We start from the raw sequence: 17,922 nt of genomic DNA, 5'->3' as shown, positions 1-17,922 counted from the left end.
AGATAACGGATGAAACTTGTCAAACGCTCCGATAGTGTGAGCAAAGAAACCAATCAACTGGGTGTGTCTCGACGTGCCTTCATGAAAAACACCTCATTAGCAGCTGGTGGCGCGGTAGTAGGCGCAAGTCTATTCGCTCCAGGCATGATGAAAAAGGCGCAAGCTAAGTCAGTCGATCCTGAAGCAAAAACAGAAGTGAAACGCACTATCTGTTCCCACTGTTCTGTGGGTTGTGGTATTTACGCTGAAGTTCAAAACGGTGTTTGGACGGGTCAAGAGCCTGCATTCGATCACCCATTCAACGCTGGTGGACACTGTGCTAAAGGTGCAGCTCTGCGTGAACACGGCCACGGTGAGCGTCGCCTCAAGTACCCAATGAAATTGGAAGGCGGTAAGTGGAAGAAGCTTTCTTGGGAACAAGCGATTGAAGAGATCGGTAACAAAGCGCTAGAACTTCGTAAAGAGTCAGGTCCTGATTCTGTTTACTTCCTAGGCAGTGCGAAACACAGCAACGAACAAGCTTACGCATTCCGTAAGATGGCGTCGCTTTGGGGTACCAACAACGTTGACCACCAAGCACGTATTTGTCACTCAACCACAGTAGCCGGTGTTGCAAACACTTGGGGCTACGGTGCGATGACCAACTCGTTCAATGACATGCACAACTGTAAGTCTATGCTGTTCATTGGTTCGAACCCTGCAGAAGCTCACCCAGTAGCGATGCAACACATCTTAATCGCGAAAGAGAAGAACAACTGTAAGATCGTTGTAGCGGATCCTCGTCGTACGCGTACTGCTGCGAAATCTGACCACTATGTTTCTCTACGCCCGGGTTCAGACGTTGCGTTTATCTGGGGTGTGCTATGGCATGTCTTTGCTAATAAGTGGGAAGACAAAGAATTCATCCGCCAACGTGTATTTGGCATGGACGAGATCCGTGAAGAAGTCGCGAAGTGGAGCCCAGCAGAAGTTGAACGCGTGACAGGCGTAAGCGAAGAAGACGTTTACCACACAGCAAAACTTCTTTCTGAGAACCGTCCAGGTTGTATCGTTTGGTGTATGGGTGGTACTCAACACACGACGGGTAACAACAACACACGAGCTTACTGTGTACTTGAGCTTGCGCTAGGTAACATCGGTAAATCAGGCGGCGGTGCAAACATCTTCCGTGGTCACGATAATGTACAAGGCGCAACTGACCTTGGCGTACTGTCTGACACACTTCCAGGTTACTACGGCTTGTCTGAAGGTTCTTGGCGCCACTGGTCTAAAGTTTGGGACATCGACTTTGACTGGGTGAAAGGACGTTTCGACGACAACGCATACGGCGGTCAAAAACCAATGAACAGTGCAGGTATTCCTGTATCTCGTTGGGTTGATGGCGTACTTGAAGACAAAGACAAGATCCGTCAGCGCGAAAACATCCGTGCCATGTTCTACTGGGGTCACGCGGTGAACTCTCAGACTCGTGGTCCAGAGATGAAGAAGGCGATGCAGAAGCTGGATATGATGGTTATCGTTGACCCATATCCAACAGTTGCAGCAGTAATGAACGATCGAACAGATGGCGTTTACTTGCTTCCAGCAACCACTCAATTTGAAACCTACGGCAGTGTAACGGCATCAAACCGTTCTCTACAGTGGCGTGACAAGGTGGTTAATCCTCTGTTCGAATCTAAGCCTGACCACGAAATCATGTACCTTCTTTCTAAGAAGCTTGGTTTCTCTGATCAACTGTTCAAAAACATCCGTGTTGAGAACAACCAACCATTGATTGAAGACATTACTCGTGAATTCAACAAAGGTATGTGGACGATCGGCTATACAGGTCAAAGCCCAGAACGTTTGAAAGAACACCAACAAAACTGGCACACGTTCCACAAAACAACGCTTGCTGCAGAAGGCGGCCCAGCGAATGGCGAGACTTACGGTCTTCCTTGGCCATGCTGGGGCAACCCAGAGATGAAACACCCGGGTACGCATATCCTTTACGATACGTCTAAACCTGTTGCTGAGGGCGGCGGTAACTTCCGTACTCGTTTCGGTGTCGAATTTGAAGGTCAAAGTCTATTGGCTGAAGACAGCTACTCAAAAGGCAGCGAAATCAAAGACGGTTACCCAGAATTCAGTGACAAACTGCTGAAACAACTGGGTTGGTGGGACGATCTAACCGCAGAAGAGAAAGCTTCAGCGGAAGGTAAGAACTGGAAGACTGACGTTTCTGGTGGTATCCAGCGTGTGGCTATCAAACATGGTTGTATCCCGTTTGGTAATGCGAAAGCGCGTGCGATTGTTTGGACATTCCCAGACCGCGTACCACTGCACCGTGAACCACTTTACACGCCACGTCGTGATCTTGTTGCAGACTACCCAACATGGGATGACAAGGAAGCAATCTTCCGTGTTCCTACGTTGTACAAATCAATTCAAGACCAAGACAAGTCTGCTGAATACCCAATCATTCTGACTTCTGGTCGTCTGGTTGAGTACGAGGGTGGTGGTGAAGAAACACGTTCAAACCCATGGCTAGCTGAACTTCAACAAGAGATGTTTGTTGAAGTGAACCCGAAAGACGCAAACGACATTGGCTTCAAAGATGGCGATGATGTTTGGGTTGAAGGTGCTGAGAAAGGCCGCATCAAAGTGAAAGCGATGGTTACTCGTCGTGTTAAACCGGGTTTAGCGTTCTTGCCGTTCCACTTCGGTGGTAAGTTTGAAGGTGAAGACTTACGTTCTAAATACCCAGAAGGCTCTGATCCTTACGTTATTGGCGAAGCTGCCAATACAGCAACCACATATGGTTACGACCCTGTCACATTGATGCAGGAAACGAAAGTAACCCTTTGTAATATTCGTAAAGCGTAAGGAGTCTTAAAATGGCTAGAATGAAATTTCTTTGTGACACCAAACGTTGTATCGAATGTAACGGTTGTGTCACTGCATGTAAGAACGAAAATGATGATGCTCTGGAATGGGGTATTCAACGTCGCCGCGTTGTGACACTGAACGATGGTGAACCGGGTGAAAACTCTATCTCAGTCGCATGTATGCACTGTACTGACGCTCCTTGTATGGCAGTTTGCCCAGCAGACTGTTTTGAACATACAGAAGACGGCATCGTCCTTCACAATAAAGATCTGTGTATCGGTTGTGGTTACTGCTTGTTTGCTTGTCCGTTTGGCGCACCTCAATTCCCTAAACAGGAAGCCTTTGGTGAGCGCGGTAAAATGGACAAATGTACCTTCTGTGCTGGCGGCCCTGAAACCGAACCAGGTTCTGTGGAAGAGCGTCAGAAGTACGGTGCGAACCGTATTGCTGAAGGCAAGCTACCAATGTGTGCTTCGCTTTGTTCAACAAAAGCGCTGCTTGCAGGTGATGCTGAGCAAGTCTCTGATATCTTCCGTCAGCGTGTTGTAGAACGCGGTGCGAAAGGTGCTGGTTGGACAGACGGCAACGACCTTTCTTACGATGCGATGAAGAGCTAGTTAGGAGAGACATATGCTTACAATGTTTAAGCGTCTCTTCCTTGTTGTGCTGCCGATGTTGGCAGCACTAACAATGCTGTCTCCTTTGAGTCATGCATCTGAGACGAACTCATCACAAACTCAATCGAGCTCTGCTGAAAGAGAAATCACACAACTTGCTGGCGCTGATTTTTGGCGACAAGTAAGAAACGGTGAGGAAGGTTACACCACATCTCAATCTGCTGAGCACGGTGTGTTAATCAGTACGCCCGGGCAAACGTGGTACATATTGAAAGAGAAGTGGATGTCGCCAGCCGGCGCAGTTGCTATCTTTGGCAGTATTGCTTTCGTTACTCTAATGTACGTTGTGATTGGCCCACTAATGCTGAGTGCGCCAAGAACTGGCCGTAAGATCAAGCGTTGGTCTCGACTGGATCGTGCGTTGCACTGGAGCATGGCGTTTACTTTCTTAACGCTCGCGTTCAGTGGTTTGATGTTGGTTTACGGCAAGCACTTTTTGAAGCCGTATATTCCAACTGACCTTTGGGGCTTTATCGTTCTATTGGCGAAGCAATACCACAACTACATCGGCCCGATTTTCTATGTGCTATTGATGGCTGTTCTTATCAAGTGGTGGCGCAAGTCTATCTTCAAAATGGTCGATATCCAGTGGTTCATCAAACTGGGCGGCATGGTAGGGAAACACAAAGGTTCTCATCCATCGGCAGAATTTTCGAACGCGGGTGAAAAAGCGCTATTTTGGCTGCTTATCGTTATGGGCAGTGTCGCTGCGATCAGTGGCTTGGTTTTGGACTTCCCAATTTTCGGTCAAACCCGTCGAGATATGGAGCTTTCAAACTTAGTTCACATGCTTGCTGCTCTGATCCTTATCTGTGGTTTTGTGTTCCACATCTATATTGGCTTGTTCGGTATGGAAGGCGCCCTAGAAGGTATGGTAACAGGCGAAGTCGATGAAACCTGGGCTAAAGAACACCATGACCTTTGGTACAAAGAAGTGATGGAACAAGAGAAAAACGGCGTTGAACAAAGCGCTAACGTAGCAACAGAGAAAATGGAAGGGGTGAATAAGAATGAACAAACCTCATAAGGGTATTTGGGTTGCTTACATCCTAAGCTGCTTTACACCATTTACTTGTCTTCTCTCTGGTGTGATTGCCATTATCTACGCGGGCTATCGTTTAGATAAAGGCGAAGACGGCGAAGTAGTGGATACCCATTACTACGGCTTGATTCGCTCGTTCTTTTTGAACCTGACGTTTTTTGTTGTGCTTATCGTCACGGTAGCGACCTCAAACGGCGTGTTAATTGGTGTGAACGATTACTGGTATCAAAACCATATTATCGATGACATCGCTTACTACATTCCATATGTGGGCATGTTATTTGGTGGTGTGGCGATTGTGGTGTGGTTTATTCGTATGTATCAAGGCATGCAGCGTTTAAGTCAAAACCTACCGCAAAACCCGACAACAGGTCCAAACCTTTAAGCGTTTATATGTAAGTCGTTTGGGTTACCAAACTCGATAATAGCTCCTTTGTCTATGAGTTAACTCTAATCAGCGAAAGACATTAAAAGCCCAGTGATTCATTTCACTGGGCTTTTTGTTTTTAAGTCTCCGGAACCGTAAATAGTTGTCAGCCGCTATCTGCATCAGAACATACTTATTGACCGCTTCAATATGGTGCAACTCCCTTATTTGGTGCAATTGTCGTTGTGATTTTTTTGGTTTTTAAGAACCATAAAAGTGCACCTAAATATTTAGACTCTAATAATCAATAAGTTAAAAATAAAATCTGTTACACGAAAATTACCCTTCACACTTGGAGCACATCTTGCATTCACTGTTGGGTCTTTAATTAATTACAACATTGAATCGCACGATATCAGTGCAAATCAGATAAAGCGAAGGAGAATGCTTTAATGAGTGAAACGGTGACTCAAGTTCATAGTGCAGTACAAACCCTTACCCAAAGTTCAGACACCTTATTCCTATTACTCGGCGCAATCATGGTCTTCCTGATGCATGCTGGCTTTGCGTTTCTCGAAGTCGGTACCGTCCGAAAGAAGAACCAAGTCAACGCGCTGGTTAAGATCCTTTCCGACTTTGGTGTCTCCGCCATCGCTTACTTCTTTATCGGTTATTGGGTCGCTTATGGCGCTCACTTTTTTGCCGACGCTGAAACGCTCTCACAAGGTAATGGATACGAACTGGTTAAGTTCTTCTTCCTAATGACCTTCGCTGCTGCAATTCCTGCGATTGTTTCTGGTGGTATCGCAGAGCGTGCTCGTTTCTATCCAATTTTGATTGCGACACTGTTTACGGTCGGTTTCATCTACCCATTTTTCGAAGGCATCATTTGGAATGGTAATTTTGGCTTCCAAGATTGGTTAGAAGGTCAGTTTGGCTATGGGTTCCATGACTTCGCAGGTTCAGTTGTGGTTCACGGTGTTGGCGGTTGGATTGCATTGGTTGCGGTTTACTTCCTTGGTATGCGTAAAGGTCGCATCCGCGCGGGTAAACACACTAACTTTGCACCATCAAACATTCCATTCTTAGCGTTAGGTTCTTGGATCTTATGTGTAGGTTGGTTTGGCTTTAACGTGATGTCTGCTCAAGCGATAAATGGCATCAGCGGCCTAGTGGCGATGAACTCACTGATGGCAATGGTTGGCGGTATTCTTGCGGCGCTTGTTGCAGGTAAGAATGACCCAGGTTTTATCCATAACGGCCCTTTGGCTGGCTTAGTAGCGATTTGCGCAGGTTCAGACTTAATGCACCCATTAGGCGCGTTAGTGACTGGCGGCGTGGCAGGGGCATTGTTCGTTTACCTGTTCACTTACATGCAAAACAAAACACAGATTGATGATGTATTAGGTGTGTGGCCTCTACATGGCGTATGTGGCGCTTGGGGTGGCATTGCAGCTGGTATCTTCGGCTCGCAAACATTCTGGGGGCTAGGGGGCGTAAGCTTTGCTTCTCAAGTTGTCGGTACACTCGCTGGTATTGCTGTGGCTTTAATTGGCGCATTGATTGTTTATGGCGTGCTAAGCAAACTAACAGGCCTACGATTAAGTGAAGAAGACGAATTCAACGGTGCGGATCTTTCAATCCATAAGATCTCGTCTATTAACGAAGACTAACGTCGTTCACGGTGTGAGTTTAAGCTCATCAAGTAGACATCAGTTAAACAGAACTAAGGCGGCTTCGGTCGCTTTTTTGTTTCTGTGAGAAGCAAATAGAAAGTTTGAGTATCAACGGCAACAACTATCAAGCGAGTTATGTCACAAATAGCCAATGAATTCAGTTGCCTAAGACTATGGTCTAATCCCTAAAACTATTGTTGGAATTTGAACAGTGCTAAGCTGTTACAAAGTGACATATTGAAAAGGACGTTGTATGCATTTCCCATATCGAAATATCGTAATTCTTACTGGCGCTGGCATCTCCGCGGAGTCGGGGATTCAAACATTCCGAGCACAAGACGGATTATGGGAAAACCATAAAATCGAGGATGTTGCGACACCTGAAGGTTTTGCAAAAGATCCTGACCTTGTACAAGCGTTTTACAACAAGCGTCGTCATGGATTACAGAGTGAAAATATCTTTCCAAATTCAGCCCACAAGGCGCTAGGAGAGCTTGAAGATAAGCTCGATGGCAAAGTAACTATCATCACTCAGAACATCGACAACCTGCACGAGAGAGGCGGTAGCAACAACATTATCCACATGCACGGTGAGCTTCTTAAGGCACGTTGTAGCGAGTCAAACCAAGTTCTAGAGCACAAAGACGACATTCATACTGGTGAATTGTGCCATTGTTGCCAGATACCAGCTCAAATGCGCCCTCATATTGTGTGGTTTGGCGAAATGCCATTGAGGATGGGCGACATTTATTCAGCGTTAGAAGAAGCTGATTTGTTCATCTCGATCGGCACGTCAGGTGTGGTTTATCCAGCCGCAGGTTTTGTACATGATGCTAAAATGCATGGAGCACATACGATCGAGATAAACCTCGAACCCAGTGCGGTAGAGAGTGAATTTGAAGAGAAACGTTACGGTAAGGCGAGTATCGAGGTACCTAAGCTAGTCGGTGAGCTATTGCTGTCAGAGAAGGGGTCTCTAACGGCCTGACCTTGTGCCAATAAATTGATTGACCCGCTTAAGGTTGGAACTTGAGAGCTCGTTATCAGCAACAGTTATCATTTATCATTTATCAGTGGCAAACTGACATTTATTCAGATGAGGCTCTAGTCATCGGTTTGCCTTGTTGTTTCTATATTCAGGCAATTTGTCTCTAGATTAGGACAAGACGTGCACCAAGAGTTTTGAACAGGTCGTTGAGCTTTTTTCATTTCGTACATCGCCTTATCGGATTCAACCAATGCCTGTTTAAAATTATCTCGGCTGGTCACTTCGATACCGTAAGAAAAACTGATGTTCTCACCATGCAGTAAGTTATTGACTTGGCTCACAAACTCACCACCACGACCGAGTTGAGCCGTTGCAACAAACTCATCACCACCCACTCTAAACACCATTTCATCTTCCAAAGCCGTTTGCCTCAGAGCCTGAGAGAAACGAACAATCATTAAATCTCCAACTTTGTGGCCTTTAAGGTCGTTTGCCTCTTTTAGTCCATCTAAGTCGAAGTAAATGAGCTCAAACTCTGCAAGTTTGATCGCGTCAAACTTCTTGCGATTATACAGACCAGTAAGCTCGTCGCGTTTACCTTGGTCTTTGATTTTTCCAGTTAATTCTGTAATGCCGTAAGCGATCAATAGAAATGCGATTTGTAGCAACCCGTCTTCCAAGAAGGTATCTATTAGTTCATTTTGGTCAGCCCACTCATCAAGATGTTTAAGCTCGGTTGATACGTCATAAAATAGGTTAAAAATGAGTAATAGAGCGCCGTAGCGAAGAACTTTGTGGGGACGAATTGAATGACGCGCAACATAATAGATGTACATAGTGATCACGAGGGTATTTGTTTCGAAAAACAAATCATAGTTTGAATCAATATGAATAAATGAACTCAAGCCAAGCATCAACAGTGATGCTAACAGCATAAAAGTCACAACTAACAGGATAGGGTTTGCTTGCATATGTAATCGCACTTCGTATTGTTTGCTCAATCCTATATAAATTCTGAATAAAAATAAAGCGGCTTACGCCGCTTTATTTAACTTACTAGCAACAATTAAATTTTTGCTAACAAATTAGTTGTCTACTTTAAGTTTTTGAAAATACTCGTCATAAATAACGCTCGCTTCGCCAACTTCGTCTTGCCAAACACCATTATCCATCACTGATTGTGGCGGGAAAACGTTCTTATCTTCAGAAAATTCTTTCGGAAGAAGAGGGTAAGCAGTTTTAACGGGTGTTGGGTAACCGATCTCAAGAGCAATTTTCGCAGCGTTCTCTGGGCGAAGTAGGAAGTCGATCATCTTATGTGCCGCTTCAGTGTTCTTAGCACCAGCTGGAATCGCTAGGCTATCCATCCAGAAGATAGCGCCTTTCTCTGGCCAGATAATGTCAATCGTTGCGCCTTCTTGACGTGCCATGTAAGCAGAGCCATTCCAAAGCATACCAAGAGACACTTCACCCGCTAGGTAAGGGTTTGCTGGGAAATCTGAGTTAAATACCAATACGTTTGGCATTAGCTTACGAAGTTCTTCGTACGCTTCTTTGATTTCTTCAGGATTAGTCGTGTTTGGAGAGTAACCCAGTTTAGACAGTGCGATATGGAAAACTTCACGAGAGTCATCCATCATCATCAGTTGACCTTCCCACTGTGTATCCCACAGATCGCCCCAGTTTTTAACTGAAGACTTGTCTAGCATATCTGAGTTGATACCAATACCCGTTGCGCCCCAGATGTATGGGATCGAGTAGTTGTTATTTGGGTCAAATGGCTTATCTAAGTAATTTGGATCCAAATCTGCAAAGTGGCTTAGCTTAGTTTTATCAAGCTCTTGAAGCATGCCTTCTTTACGCATCTTAGAAACGAAGTAAGTAGAAGGAACGACCAAGTCGTAACCCGTACCTTGAGTTTTTAACTTAGCGTACATGCTTTCGTTAGACTCATAAGTTGAGTAATAGACTTTAATGCCAGTCTCTTCGGTGAAGTCTTCTAGTACTTCATTTGGAATATATTCAGACCAGTTGTAAAAATACAGTTCTTGGTCAGCTGCGAAAGAGGGTGTAGAAAGTAAAGTAGCAGCACACAATGCGCCGGTATACAGTGTTTTTTTCATTACTGTTCCGTTCATTTGTTTGATTTGGAGCTGGGTATTGAACCCAAAGTAAATGGATTTCTAAAAATCGCGCTAAATTATAGCAGTGATATAACAAAATAGGCAGCCTAAGCTGCCTATTGATTGATATTCTTATTTTTAACGTGTTGATTACCTAACTAGGCTTGTTAAGTAAACCAGTTACTTATTAGCCTCTGTTGACCGGAGTAATTAGATAACAAACTCGCTTACTGACCGGCTTTAAGCTTCATGAAGTAATCTTCGTACTTCACTGTCTTATCGCCAACCGCAGCTTGCCATTCCACACGGTCAAGGTCTTCTTGTGACGGGAACAGCGCAGGGCTGTCTTTGAACTTCTCGTTAGACGCTTTAACTGCCGTTAGGTAGCCTGTGTCACGAGAGATTTGCTCTGCAATTTCTGGGCGAAGTAGGAAGTCGATCATCTTATGAGCTGCATCTACGTTTACCGCACCAGAGCTAATCGCAAAGTTATCAACCCAACCGATACCGCCTTCTTTAGGGAAAACAAGTTTGATTGGTAGACCTTCGTTTTGCGCAGCAGCAGCAGAACCATTCCAAAGCATACCAAGACCCACTTCACCAGACATGTATGGCGCACCAGGGTTATCTGAGTTAAAGACTAGAACGTTCGGCATTAGCTTTTGTAGTTCAGCGTAAGCTTCGTCGATCTCTTTCTCGTTGGTTGTGTTACCAGAGTAACCTAACTTACGCAGTGCGATGTGGAACACTTCACGCGTGTCGTCCATCATCATCAGTTGGCCTTCAAGCTCTGGCTTCCATAGATCAGCCCAGCTTTGGAAGTCTTCCGGATCGTATATTTCAGTGTTAACAGCAAGACCTGTAATCGCAACTACGTGTGGAATAGAGTAGTCGTTGCTTGGGTCGTACGGCTTATCTAAGTAGTTAGTATCTAGGTTCTTGAAGTTGTACAGCTTAGTTTTGTCGATTTTTTGTAGCATACCTTCGTCACGCATCTTAGAAACGAAGTAAGTCGACGGCACAACTAGGTCGTAGCCTTTGTTATGTGTTTTTAGCTTTGCGTACAAGGTTTCATTCGACTCGTAAGTTGAGTAGATAACCTTGATTCCAGTTTCATCAGTGAACTGTTCTAGAATCTCACTATTGATGTAAGGTCCCCAGTTCATGAATACCAATTCTTTGTTATCTTTTGCAAATGATGATGCAGATAACATTGAAAGCGCACATGCACTACCAGCTAATAGAGTAGCCCATTTTTTCATTGACGTTAGCTCCAAACTAAACGTTGCCTAAAGGCAGTAGATAGAAAAACAGAATGGCAATTTACCATTCTGTTTATGAATAACACTTTTGTTAAACTTGAATCTTATCAAGTCCGTCTCAGTAAAGAGTAGGAGACTTACTTGATTTTCTCTCTCGCTAACAACTGAGAAATAATCACCAGTATTAACGACACCACTAACATCACTGTTGCTAGGGCGTTGACCTCTGGAGATATACCGACTTTAACCATCGAGTAAATCTTCAGTGGCAAGATTTCGTAAGTTGGACCTGTTACGAAAGAGCTGATGATCACATCGTCCAAAGACAGAGTGAAGCTCAATAACCACCCCGCAGCAACCGCTGGCTTAGCAAGAGGCAGGATGATCTGTTTTAGAATCGTCCACTCACTTGCACCTAAGTCTTTTGCTGCTTCTAGCATCTTCACATCAAAGCCATTCAAGCGACTGTAGACCGTGACCACAACGAACGGTAAACAGAAAGTAATGTGCGCTGCAAGTAGGGTAAAGAACCCAAGTTGCACACCCATAACCAAGAATAGCGCAAGAAGCGAAATCGCCATTACGATATCTGGTGACATCATCACGATGAACAACATGCCATTGACGATGCCTTTACCTTTAAATTGGTAACGGAATAGGGCAACGGCTGTCAGGCTTCCGACAATCGTTGCGGCAGTCGCTGAGAACACCGCTACGTTGATCGAATGCCACGCAGCCTGCATTAGGCTGTCGTTGTTAATCAGTGCGTCATACCACTTGGTGGTAAAACCACCCCATTTCATGCCGAATTTATTGGCATTAAATGAGTTTGCAATCAATACGATAATAGGTAGGTATAGAAAAGCGTATACCAGCGCCATAAAGCTGAACTTAACTGTGCGACCCATTAGTCTAGCTCCACTTTCTTATTCAATAACTTGCCTGCACGGTAGTAGGCATAAAGCATCACAGCCATTGCCACGGTCAGTGCAATACTCGTCGCAGCGCCAAACGGCCAGTCCCGAGCATTAAGTACTTGGCTCTTAATCACGTTACCAATCAGCAGGTTCTTTGCTCCGCCTAATAGGTCAGAGATGTAGAACATACCTAATGCAGGTAATAACACCAATAAACAACCGCCGACAATACCTGGCATAGTCAGTGGTAACACGACTTTCAATAGCGTTTGCAGTTTGTTCGCACCTAAATCTTTAGCCGCTTCTAAATAAGTGTCGTCTAGCTTTTCGATTGCTGAGTACAACGGCAAAATCATGAACGGGAGTAGGATATACACTAAACCGATCATTACTGCCGTTTCTGAATACATAATACGAAGTGGCTTATCGATAATATCTAACGCTAACAAACCTTTGTTCAGAACCCCTTGAGTACCCAGAACCACTTTTAATCCGTAAGTACGAATCAGTGAGTTAGTCCAAAATGGCACAATCACTAAAAACAACATGATTGGACGCCATTTCGCAGGCATTTTTGCCACGATGTAGGCGAACGGGTAACCAATAATTAAACAAAGCAGGGTAGCAACGATTGCCATATAGAAAGAGTGCATCAGCACTTTAAAATACAGCGGATCAGCCAAACGCACATAGTTATCGAGAGTAAAAGTCATCTCAATCAAGTTAGCTTCATCACGAGTTAAGAAACTAGTACCGATGATCATGATGTTTGGAATCATCACGAACAGCACTAACCAACCTGTGATTAAAGCAACAATTGCGTTTTGTAAATTAAACTTCTTGCTCATCTTCTAATACCACTTCCCAGCTCTCAACCCAAGTTACTGCAACTTTTTGGCCCAGTGAGTGATCAACATCAGGGTCATCTTCGTTGAAGAATTCACTAACCATGACACGCATACCCGACTCAAGTTCTACGACTGAATCTAATGTCATGCCTTTATAGGTTCGCTCGACAATGTGACCAACAATACCGCGTTGCTCAGATTCTTTGATTTCTTCGATACGAAGATCTTCAGGGCGAAGCAATACTTGCAGTTTTTGACCCGGTGTTACGTCTTTATCGTGATAGATAATGGACTCTTCACCTTCGATTGTCGCAACAATGCGCTTTTCATCTTGACGAGATTTAGCTGTCGCTTCGAATACGTTAATTTCACCAATGAAACGCGCTACGAATAGGTTCTTAGGCTCTTCGTAGATCTCTCTTGGTGTTCCGTCTTGTTCAATCACGCCATCACGCATAACAATAATGCGGTCGGACATAGAGAGTGCTTCTTCTTGGTCATGCGTTACAAAAATGAACGTGATACCAAGTTGGCGTTGCAGTTGTTTCAGCTCGATTTGCATCTGTTTACGTAGTTTGTAATCCAGAGCAGATAGAGATTCATCCAACAAGAGAACTTTAGGCTTATTAACGACAGCACGAGCGATTGCGATACGTTGCTGTTGGCCGCCAGATAGCTGGTGTGGCTTTCGTTGTGCCATTTGCTCTAAGCGCACCATTTTCAAAGCATCCATTACACGAGGTTCAATCTCGCTGCTTGGAACTTTCTGCATGCGTAAGCCAAATGCCACATTATCGAAAACGGTCATATGCGGGAATAGGGCATAGCTTTGGAAAACAGTGTTTACATGCCTTTGTTCAGCAGGAACTTGGGTTACGTTCTGTCCAGCTAATAGTATTTCACCACTATCCGCCGTTTCAAAACCCGCAATCATTCTTAGCACGGTTGTTTTACCACAACCTGATGGGCCTAAAATCGTGAGAAACTCACCATGATTTACGTTTAAATCCAGATTGCCGATGACTTCCTTACCATCGAAACTTTTACTGATGCCAGTTAGCTGTACTACTGGCTTCCCTACTGATTTTTTAGCGTTCAACGTCTGTTTTTCTCCACCTTGGTTCTATTTGAGACCTGTTGCTATACACCTCTAAGGCGCGCATCATAATCACCAAAAACGTGAATTCAAAGCATTTTTTATCTTTCGAAGACAAAAAAATTCGCAGGTAAAAGTAAACATCCTTTACCATACTGTTATTTGTTGGGTTCACACCCTAACAAGTGTCTAATTATTAACCATTAAGACGTAAAAGCAAGCCTTGTTACAGATTCATATTTTAGTTTGCATCCGACATATGGGTATAATGAATGTAATTTTTTATCAATAAGTTAGGTGCCTTCGTTTAGTTGGCGCACCTAGGTATCAATATGAACAACGACATCGAAAAAGATTTTAATTTGGGCGGTAGTATCGACCGTGCACTTTCCGGCGATTATGAGCTCAAAGCAACGGCTGTATTCCAAGAGGCTTGGAAACATACGATAAGTCACTTTCTTTCGTTTTCCCCTGCGATTGTTGCGCTAATGTTCGTACAATTGGCTATCTTTTATATCGCACTAAAACTGCAACTTGGTGACCCTGCAGTTATCTTAGATGCGGTAATCGACCCTGAGGCCTTTACACCCCAGATCGTTGAATCGATTTTCATTGCGAATTTTAGCTATGAAGTCGTCAGTGCACCTATCTATGCCGGCATCTGTTTAATGGCAATGAGCCATGCTGCAGGTCTTCAAACTAAAGTGCGCCACATAGGCAAAGGTTTACAGTTTACGATCCCCGTTATTCTAGTGACTTTGTTCAGCCTAATGCTTCAAGGCATCGCTGGTATGATTCTGCCATTTCTGTCTATCTACTTCTCACTTGCGTTCAGCAACTCAATTCTGCTGATTTGTGATAAAAAAGTTCCACCGATGCAATCGCTATTACTTTCTCTAAGAGCAGTAAATAAGAAGATCTTCGTAGTCGCGTCTATATACCTAATGGTTATGCTGATGTTCATCGTTGCTGCGATGATGTACGGCATTGGCTTGATCTTCGTTCTTCCATTCTTCTTCCACGTGAAAGGTATCGTTTACCGTGAAATGTTTGGCATCAAGCTGAAGATAATTGCATCAGACCGCCCAATGAGCGATGACGATAGCGATGGCGGTAACAATAACGGCAACAACAGTAGCCATGGTAACAAGAACAAAAACCCGCAGGTCTTCGATGCGTAATAACGACAAAGGCAGCGCGAGTAAATCTCTTGCGCTCAAGGTAACAACACTAGCAATCGTGGGTTCTATCTCACTGATTGGCCCATACCTTTACCAAGAAGAAGAACGCCGACGTACGACAGAACAGAGCTCTACTTCAGCAGACCAATTTGATGACTTGACTGTTGCTTTAAGCGCACCAAACTTTGCGGGTATTAAGGATGTAAACGAGAAAAAAGACGCGTTTTTCTCGTTCCTACGCCCAAGCATCAAGATTGAAAACAAACGTATCACCAAAGAGCGTGCGTTTTTAACCAAGATCTCTGAGTCAGGTTTAAGTAGTATTGATTCTGAAGACATTTCTTATGCGAAAAGGTTAGGGAAATTGTACAGCTTACCAGTACCTAGCACAGGTATAGAGCAGACATGGTTGGCGGAAATGCTTAACCGAGTCAACGTACTGCCAGAGGCGCTGGTACTGACACAGGCTGCCAATGAATCAGCTTGGGGGACATCACGTTTCGCCACCAAAGCAAACAACTATTTCGGACATTGGTGTTACAGCAAAGGTTGTGGCCTTATTCCGCTACAACGTAACGAAGGCAGATCGCATGAAGTAGCAACATTTTCTTCAAGCCAAGAATCCGTACACCGTTACTTCATGAACCTTAATCGTAACCGTGCCTATGCAGATTTAAGAGCCATTCGTGCGCAACTGGCAGCAAATGGTAATGATCTGTTAACCAAAGAAACGGCGACCGAATTGACCAATGGTTTGTTAAAATATTCTGAGCGAGGTTCAGACTATGTGACTGATTTACAAGCTATGATCCGTCACAACAAGGTATACTGGGAAAAGTAACTCATTTGGATATCCGTTTGATTGACTTCTTTAGTCAATTTGACACCAAGCAATATCGCGAAAGAGCAGCTCATTAGCTGCTCTTTCTATTTATAAACGCTCAACTTCAACAAGATTATAATAATGAAAAAGACAGCACTCGCTTTATTAGCCACTTTAAGTTTTGGGGTTTCTCTTCCAGCTTCGGCGCAAGAATACATGTTCACGTATTCTAAACTCTATACTCAGCTGAAAAACAACACCAAAGAAGGGCACGATGATGTCAAAGTTGCGGTGTTCTTTGTTGACCAACAAGCACAGAAAACCTGTCACATCAGCAAAGCTTGGATGGAGAAAGAAGAGCACTACGAAGAGCTAAAAGTGTCTCCTGCGAATGAGCTGCTTCTACCTGTAGATCAAAACCTGCGCTCAGCAAACCCTCTTATCTTTGTACAAACCCAAGAACAAGAGTGTGCATATTCGCTCGTTGTAATGACTCAAGAGCCTTTAGCTGGCAATGTTGAAGTTGCACAACTAGAAAGCCTGTTACCACAGATGCAGGCAATGCTAGAAGACGTCAGCGGCATGTTCTCTAGCTGGTTCACACCTGATATCCAAGGGTTAACGTTGGAGTTCAATGACAAACTTAAAGGTAACATTGCTCTATCTAACGGTAAACAGATCCCAATTAAAGAAGGCCGTGCTAAATTCACCTTAGAAGAGCTGAATGGAAGTGACAGCATCACTTTACCAGAGCCAACGGTTCGCGTATTACCGTACATTCCCGCGCAATAAGTCTAGCTAGAAGCACTCCCTACGCTTTGAGGAAGTAGTTCTTAAGCAGCCTGGTCTTTTAGAGAAGGCTGCTTTTCTTTGTCTACTATGCAAACCTCGAATTTGTTAAGACGCGTTTATCTAACCGTTTAGAGAGCTTAAAGCTCAAAAGAAGCGGAATCTTTCCAATACTCAGCTTGTTAATCCTGCCGTTACTATTTCAACATCAAATAAAAATCCGTATAATCCACGCCCTAAAACAGTCCCACTAGCAATCTACAGTCGGTAATACGACGGTGTGAGAGTCGCAATGAACCAAAACGAAAATAAAAAAGAAACACTTGAATTCAACAAGCTTCAGAAACGTCTGAGACGAAATGTTGGAAATGCCATCGTTGACTACAACATGATCGAAGAGAATGACGTAGTAATGGCATGCATTAGTGGCGGTAAAGATTCATTTGCGATGCTAGATATTTTGCTACGTTTACGTGAAGCTGCACCTATCAAATTCGATGTTGTTGCCGTAAACCTAGACCAAAAACAACCTGGCTTTCCTGAACATATTCTTCCTGAGTACTTCGAAACTCTGAACATTCCTTACTACATCGTAGATAAAGATACGTACTCCGTAGTTAAAGAGAAAGTGCCAGAGGGTAAAACAACCTGTGGTCTATGTTCTCGTCTTCGTCGTGGTACTTTGTACTCGTTTGCAGAGAAAATTGGGGCTACTAAGATTGCTCTTGGCCACCACCTAGACGATATTGTTGAGACGATGTTCCTGAACATGTTCCACGGTGCACGCTTGAAAGCAATGCCGCCAAAATTGCGTTCTGATGATGGCCGTAACGTTGTTATTCGTCCACTGACTTATTGTCGTGAAACGGACTTAATCCAATACGCAGAGCACCTAGATTTCCCAATCATTCCTTGTAACCTATGTGGATCTCAAGAGAACCTACAGCGTCAGAACATTAAAGCGATGTTGATTGATTGGGATAAGCAAACGCCAGGTCGTGTTGAGAAGATTTTCAAGTCAATTCAGAACGTAAGTCCAAGCCAACTGGCTGACCGAGAATTGTTTGATTTCGTAAACCTTCCACTAGACCGTAGTGAAGATCGCAAGGCCTACGAATTCGAAGAAGCTGAAATTTCCTCTTCAAATATTGATGAGTCAATGTTCATCGACGTGACTAACGTATAATACCAATCGTAGTAAATAACTGTTCATCCTAGCTGGTTAAAACACTCGATAACATCGTTAGAAATTTTGATTGTAGAAT

16 protein-coding genes are annotated in these 17,922 nt (G+C 44.0%); 10 read left to right on the top strand and 6 right to left on the bottom strand.

Going from position 1 to position 17,922, the window contains the following annotated elements; all coding sequences use genetic code 11:
• Window positions 1-9: 9 nt before the first annotated feature.
• The 6 genes from AB4589_RS09970 to cobB all read left to right on the top strand — a co-directional run bounded on the left by AB4589_RS09970 (window position 10) and on the right by cobB (window position 7,618).
• Entirely contained in the window at window positions 10-2,865 is a 2,856-nt protein-coding gene (locus AB4589_RS09970; RefSeq protein WP_372100308.1) for a formate dehydrogenase subunit alpha, read from the top strand.
• An 11-nt stretch (window positions 2,866-2,876) separates the two neighbouring features.
• Window positions 2,877-3,485 (top strand): formate dehydrogenase FDH3 subunit beta, encoded by a 609-nt coding sequence (gene fdh3B / locus AB4589_RS09965; protein WP_010440854.1) that lies wholly within the window; start codon window positions 2,877-2,879, stop codon window positions 3,483-3,485.
• A gap of 13 nt (window positions 3,486-3,498) precedes the next feature.
• Window positions 3,499-4,572 (top strand): formate dehydrogenase subunit gamma, encoded by a 1,074-nt coding sequence (locus AB4589_RS09960; RefSeq protein WP_135382572.1) that lies wholly within the window; start codon window positions 3,499-3,501, stop codon window positions 4,570-4,572.
• Window positions 4,556-4,972 (top strand): hypothetical protein, encoded by a 417-nt coding sequence (locus AB4589_RS09955; RefSeq protein WP_010440849.1) that lies wholly within the window; start codon window positions 4,556-4,558, stop codon window positions 4,970-4,972. The genes AB4589_RS09960 and AB4589_RS09955 overlap by 17 nt, the downstream gene beginning before the upstream one ends.
• Before the next feature lie 434 nt (window positions 4,973-5,406).
• Complete coding sequence (locus tag AB4589_RS09950; protein WP_102431931.1) at window positions 5,407-6,627, top strand: ammonium transporter; 1,221 nt, start codon at window positions 5,407-5,409, stop codon at window positions 6,625-6,627.
• 256 nt (window positions 6,628-6,883) lie between these two features.
• Window positions 6,884-7,618: a Sir2 family NAD+-dependent deacetylase gene (gene cobB / locus AB4589_RS09945; RefSeq protein WP_017100630.1), complete on the top strand. Its 735-nt coding sequence runs from the start codon at window positions 6,884-6,886 to the stop codon at window positions 7,616-7,618.
• A gap of 116 nt (window positions 7,619-7,734) precedes the next feature.
• Here the strand turns inward: cobB and AB4589_RS09940 are convergent, their stop codons facing one another.
• From AB4589_RS09940 to potA, 6 genes are all read right to left on the bottom strand, one after another.
• On the bottom strand, window positions 7,735-8,601 hold the full coding sequence (locus AB4589_RS09940; RefSeq protein ID WP_017097858.1) for a GGDEF domain-containing protein: 867 nt from the start codon (window positions 8,599-8,601) through the stop codon (window positions 7,735-7,737).
• A gap of 102 nt (window positions 8,602-8,703) precedes the next feature.
• Complete coding sequence (locus AB4589_RS09935; protein WP_029222954.1) at window positions 8,704-9,741, bottom strand: extracellular solute-binding protein; 1,038 nt, start codon at window positions 9,739-9,741, stop codon at window positions 8,704-8,706.
• A 227-nt stretch (window positions 9,742-9,968) separates the two neighbouring features.
• The gene (locus AB4589_RS09930; RefSeq protein WP_017097859.1) at window positions 9,969-11,003 is read right to left on the bottom strand and encodes an extracellular solute-binding protein; all 1,035 of its coding nucleotides are present in this window, start codon (window positions 11,001-11,003) and stop codon (window positions 9,969-9,971) included.
• 137 nt (window positions 11,004-11,140) lie between these two features.
• Window positions 11,141-11,911 carry a spermidine/putrescine ABC transporter permease PotC gene (gene potC, locus AB4589_RS09925; RefSeq protein WP_004733706.1) on the bottom strand — a complete coding sequence of 257 codons (771 nt, stop codon included), beginning with the start codon at window positions 11,909-11,911 and terminating at the stop codon, window positions 11,141-11,143.
• Window positions 11,911-12,768 (bottom strand): spermidine/putrescine ABC transporter permease PotB, encoded by an 858-nt coding sequence (gene potB, locus AB4589_RS09920; protein ID WP_012603924.1) that lies wholly within the window; start codon window positions 12,766-12,768, stop codon window positions 11,911-11,913. The genes potC and potB overlap by 1 nt, the downstream gene beginning before the upstream one ends.
• Complete coding sequence (potA, locus tag AB4589_RS09915) at window positions 12,752-13,867, bottom strand: spermidine/putrescine ABC transporter ATP-binding protein PotA (protein ID WP_009846720.1); 1,116 nt, start codon at window positions 13,865-13,867, stop codon at window positions 12,752-12,754. The genes potB and potA overlap by 17 nt, the downstream gene beginning before the upstream one ends.
• Window positions 13,868-14,196: 329 nt before the next feature.
• Here potA and AB4589_RS09910 point away from each other — a divergent pair, with 329 nt between their 5' ends.
• The 4 genes from AB4589_RS09910 to ttcA all read left to right on the top strand — a co-directional run bounded on the left by AB4589_RS09910 (window position 14,197) and on the right by ttcA (window position 17,843).
• Window positions 14,197-15,045 carry a membrane protein gene (locus tag AB4589_RS09910; protein WP_009846719.1) on the top strand — a complete coding sequence of 283 codons (849 nt, stop codon included), beginning with the start codon at window positions 14,197-14,199 and terminating at the stop codon, window positions 15,043-15,045.
• Complete coding sequence (locus AB4589_RS09905) at window positions 15,038-15,886, top strand: glucosaminidase domain-containing protein (RefSeq protein WP_372100305.1); 849 nt, start codon at window positions 15,038-15,040, stop codon at window positions 15,884-15,886. Before AB4589_RS09910 ends, AB4589_RS09905 begins: the two co-directional genes overlap by 8 nt.
• Window positions 15,887-16,009: 123 nt before the next feature.
• Window positions 16,010-16,660 (top strand): DUF2987 domain-containing protein, encoded by a 651-nt coding sequence (locus tag AB4589_RS09900; RefSeq protein WP_372100304.1) that lies wholly within the window; start codon window positions 16,010-16,012, stop codon window positions 16,658-16,660.
• Between the two features lie 289 nt (window positions 16,661-16,949).
• Window positions 16,950-17,843, top strand: coding sequence for a tRNA 2-thiocytidine(32) synthetase TtcA (gene ttcA, locus AB4589_RS09895; protein WP_029222956.1), 894 nt, complete (start codon window positions 16,950-16,952; stop codon window positions 17,841-17,843).
• Window positions 17,844-17,922: the final 79 nt, after the last annotated feature.

Source organism: Vibrio sp. 10N.222.49.A3, from assembly GCF_041475145.1.
Lineage (GTDB): Bacteria > Pseudomonadota > Gammaproteobacteria > Enterobacterales > Vibrionaceae > Vibrio > Vibrio tasmaniensis_A.
The sequence above is the reverse complement of the archived record's forward strand: the minus strand, read 5'-3'. Positions and strand labels throughout refer to the sequence as shown.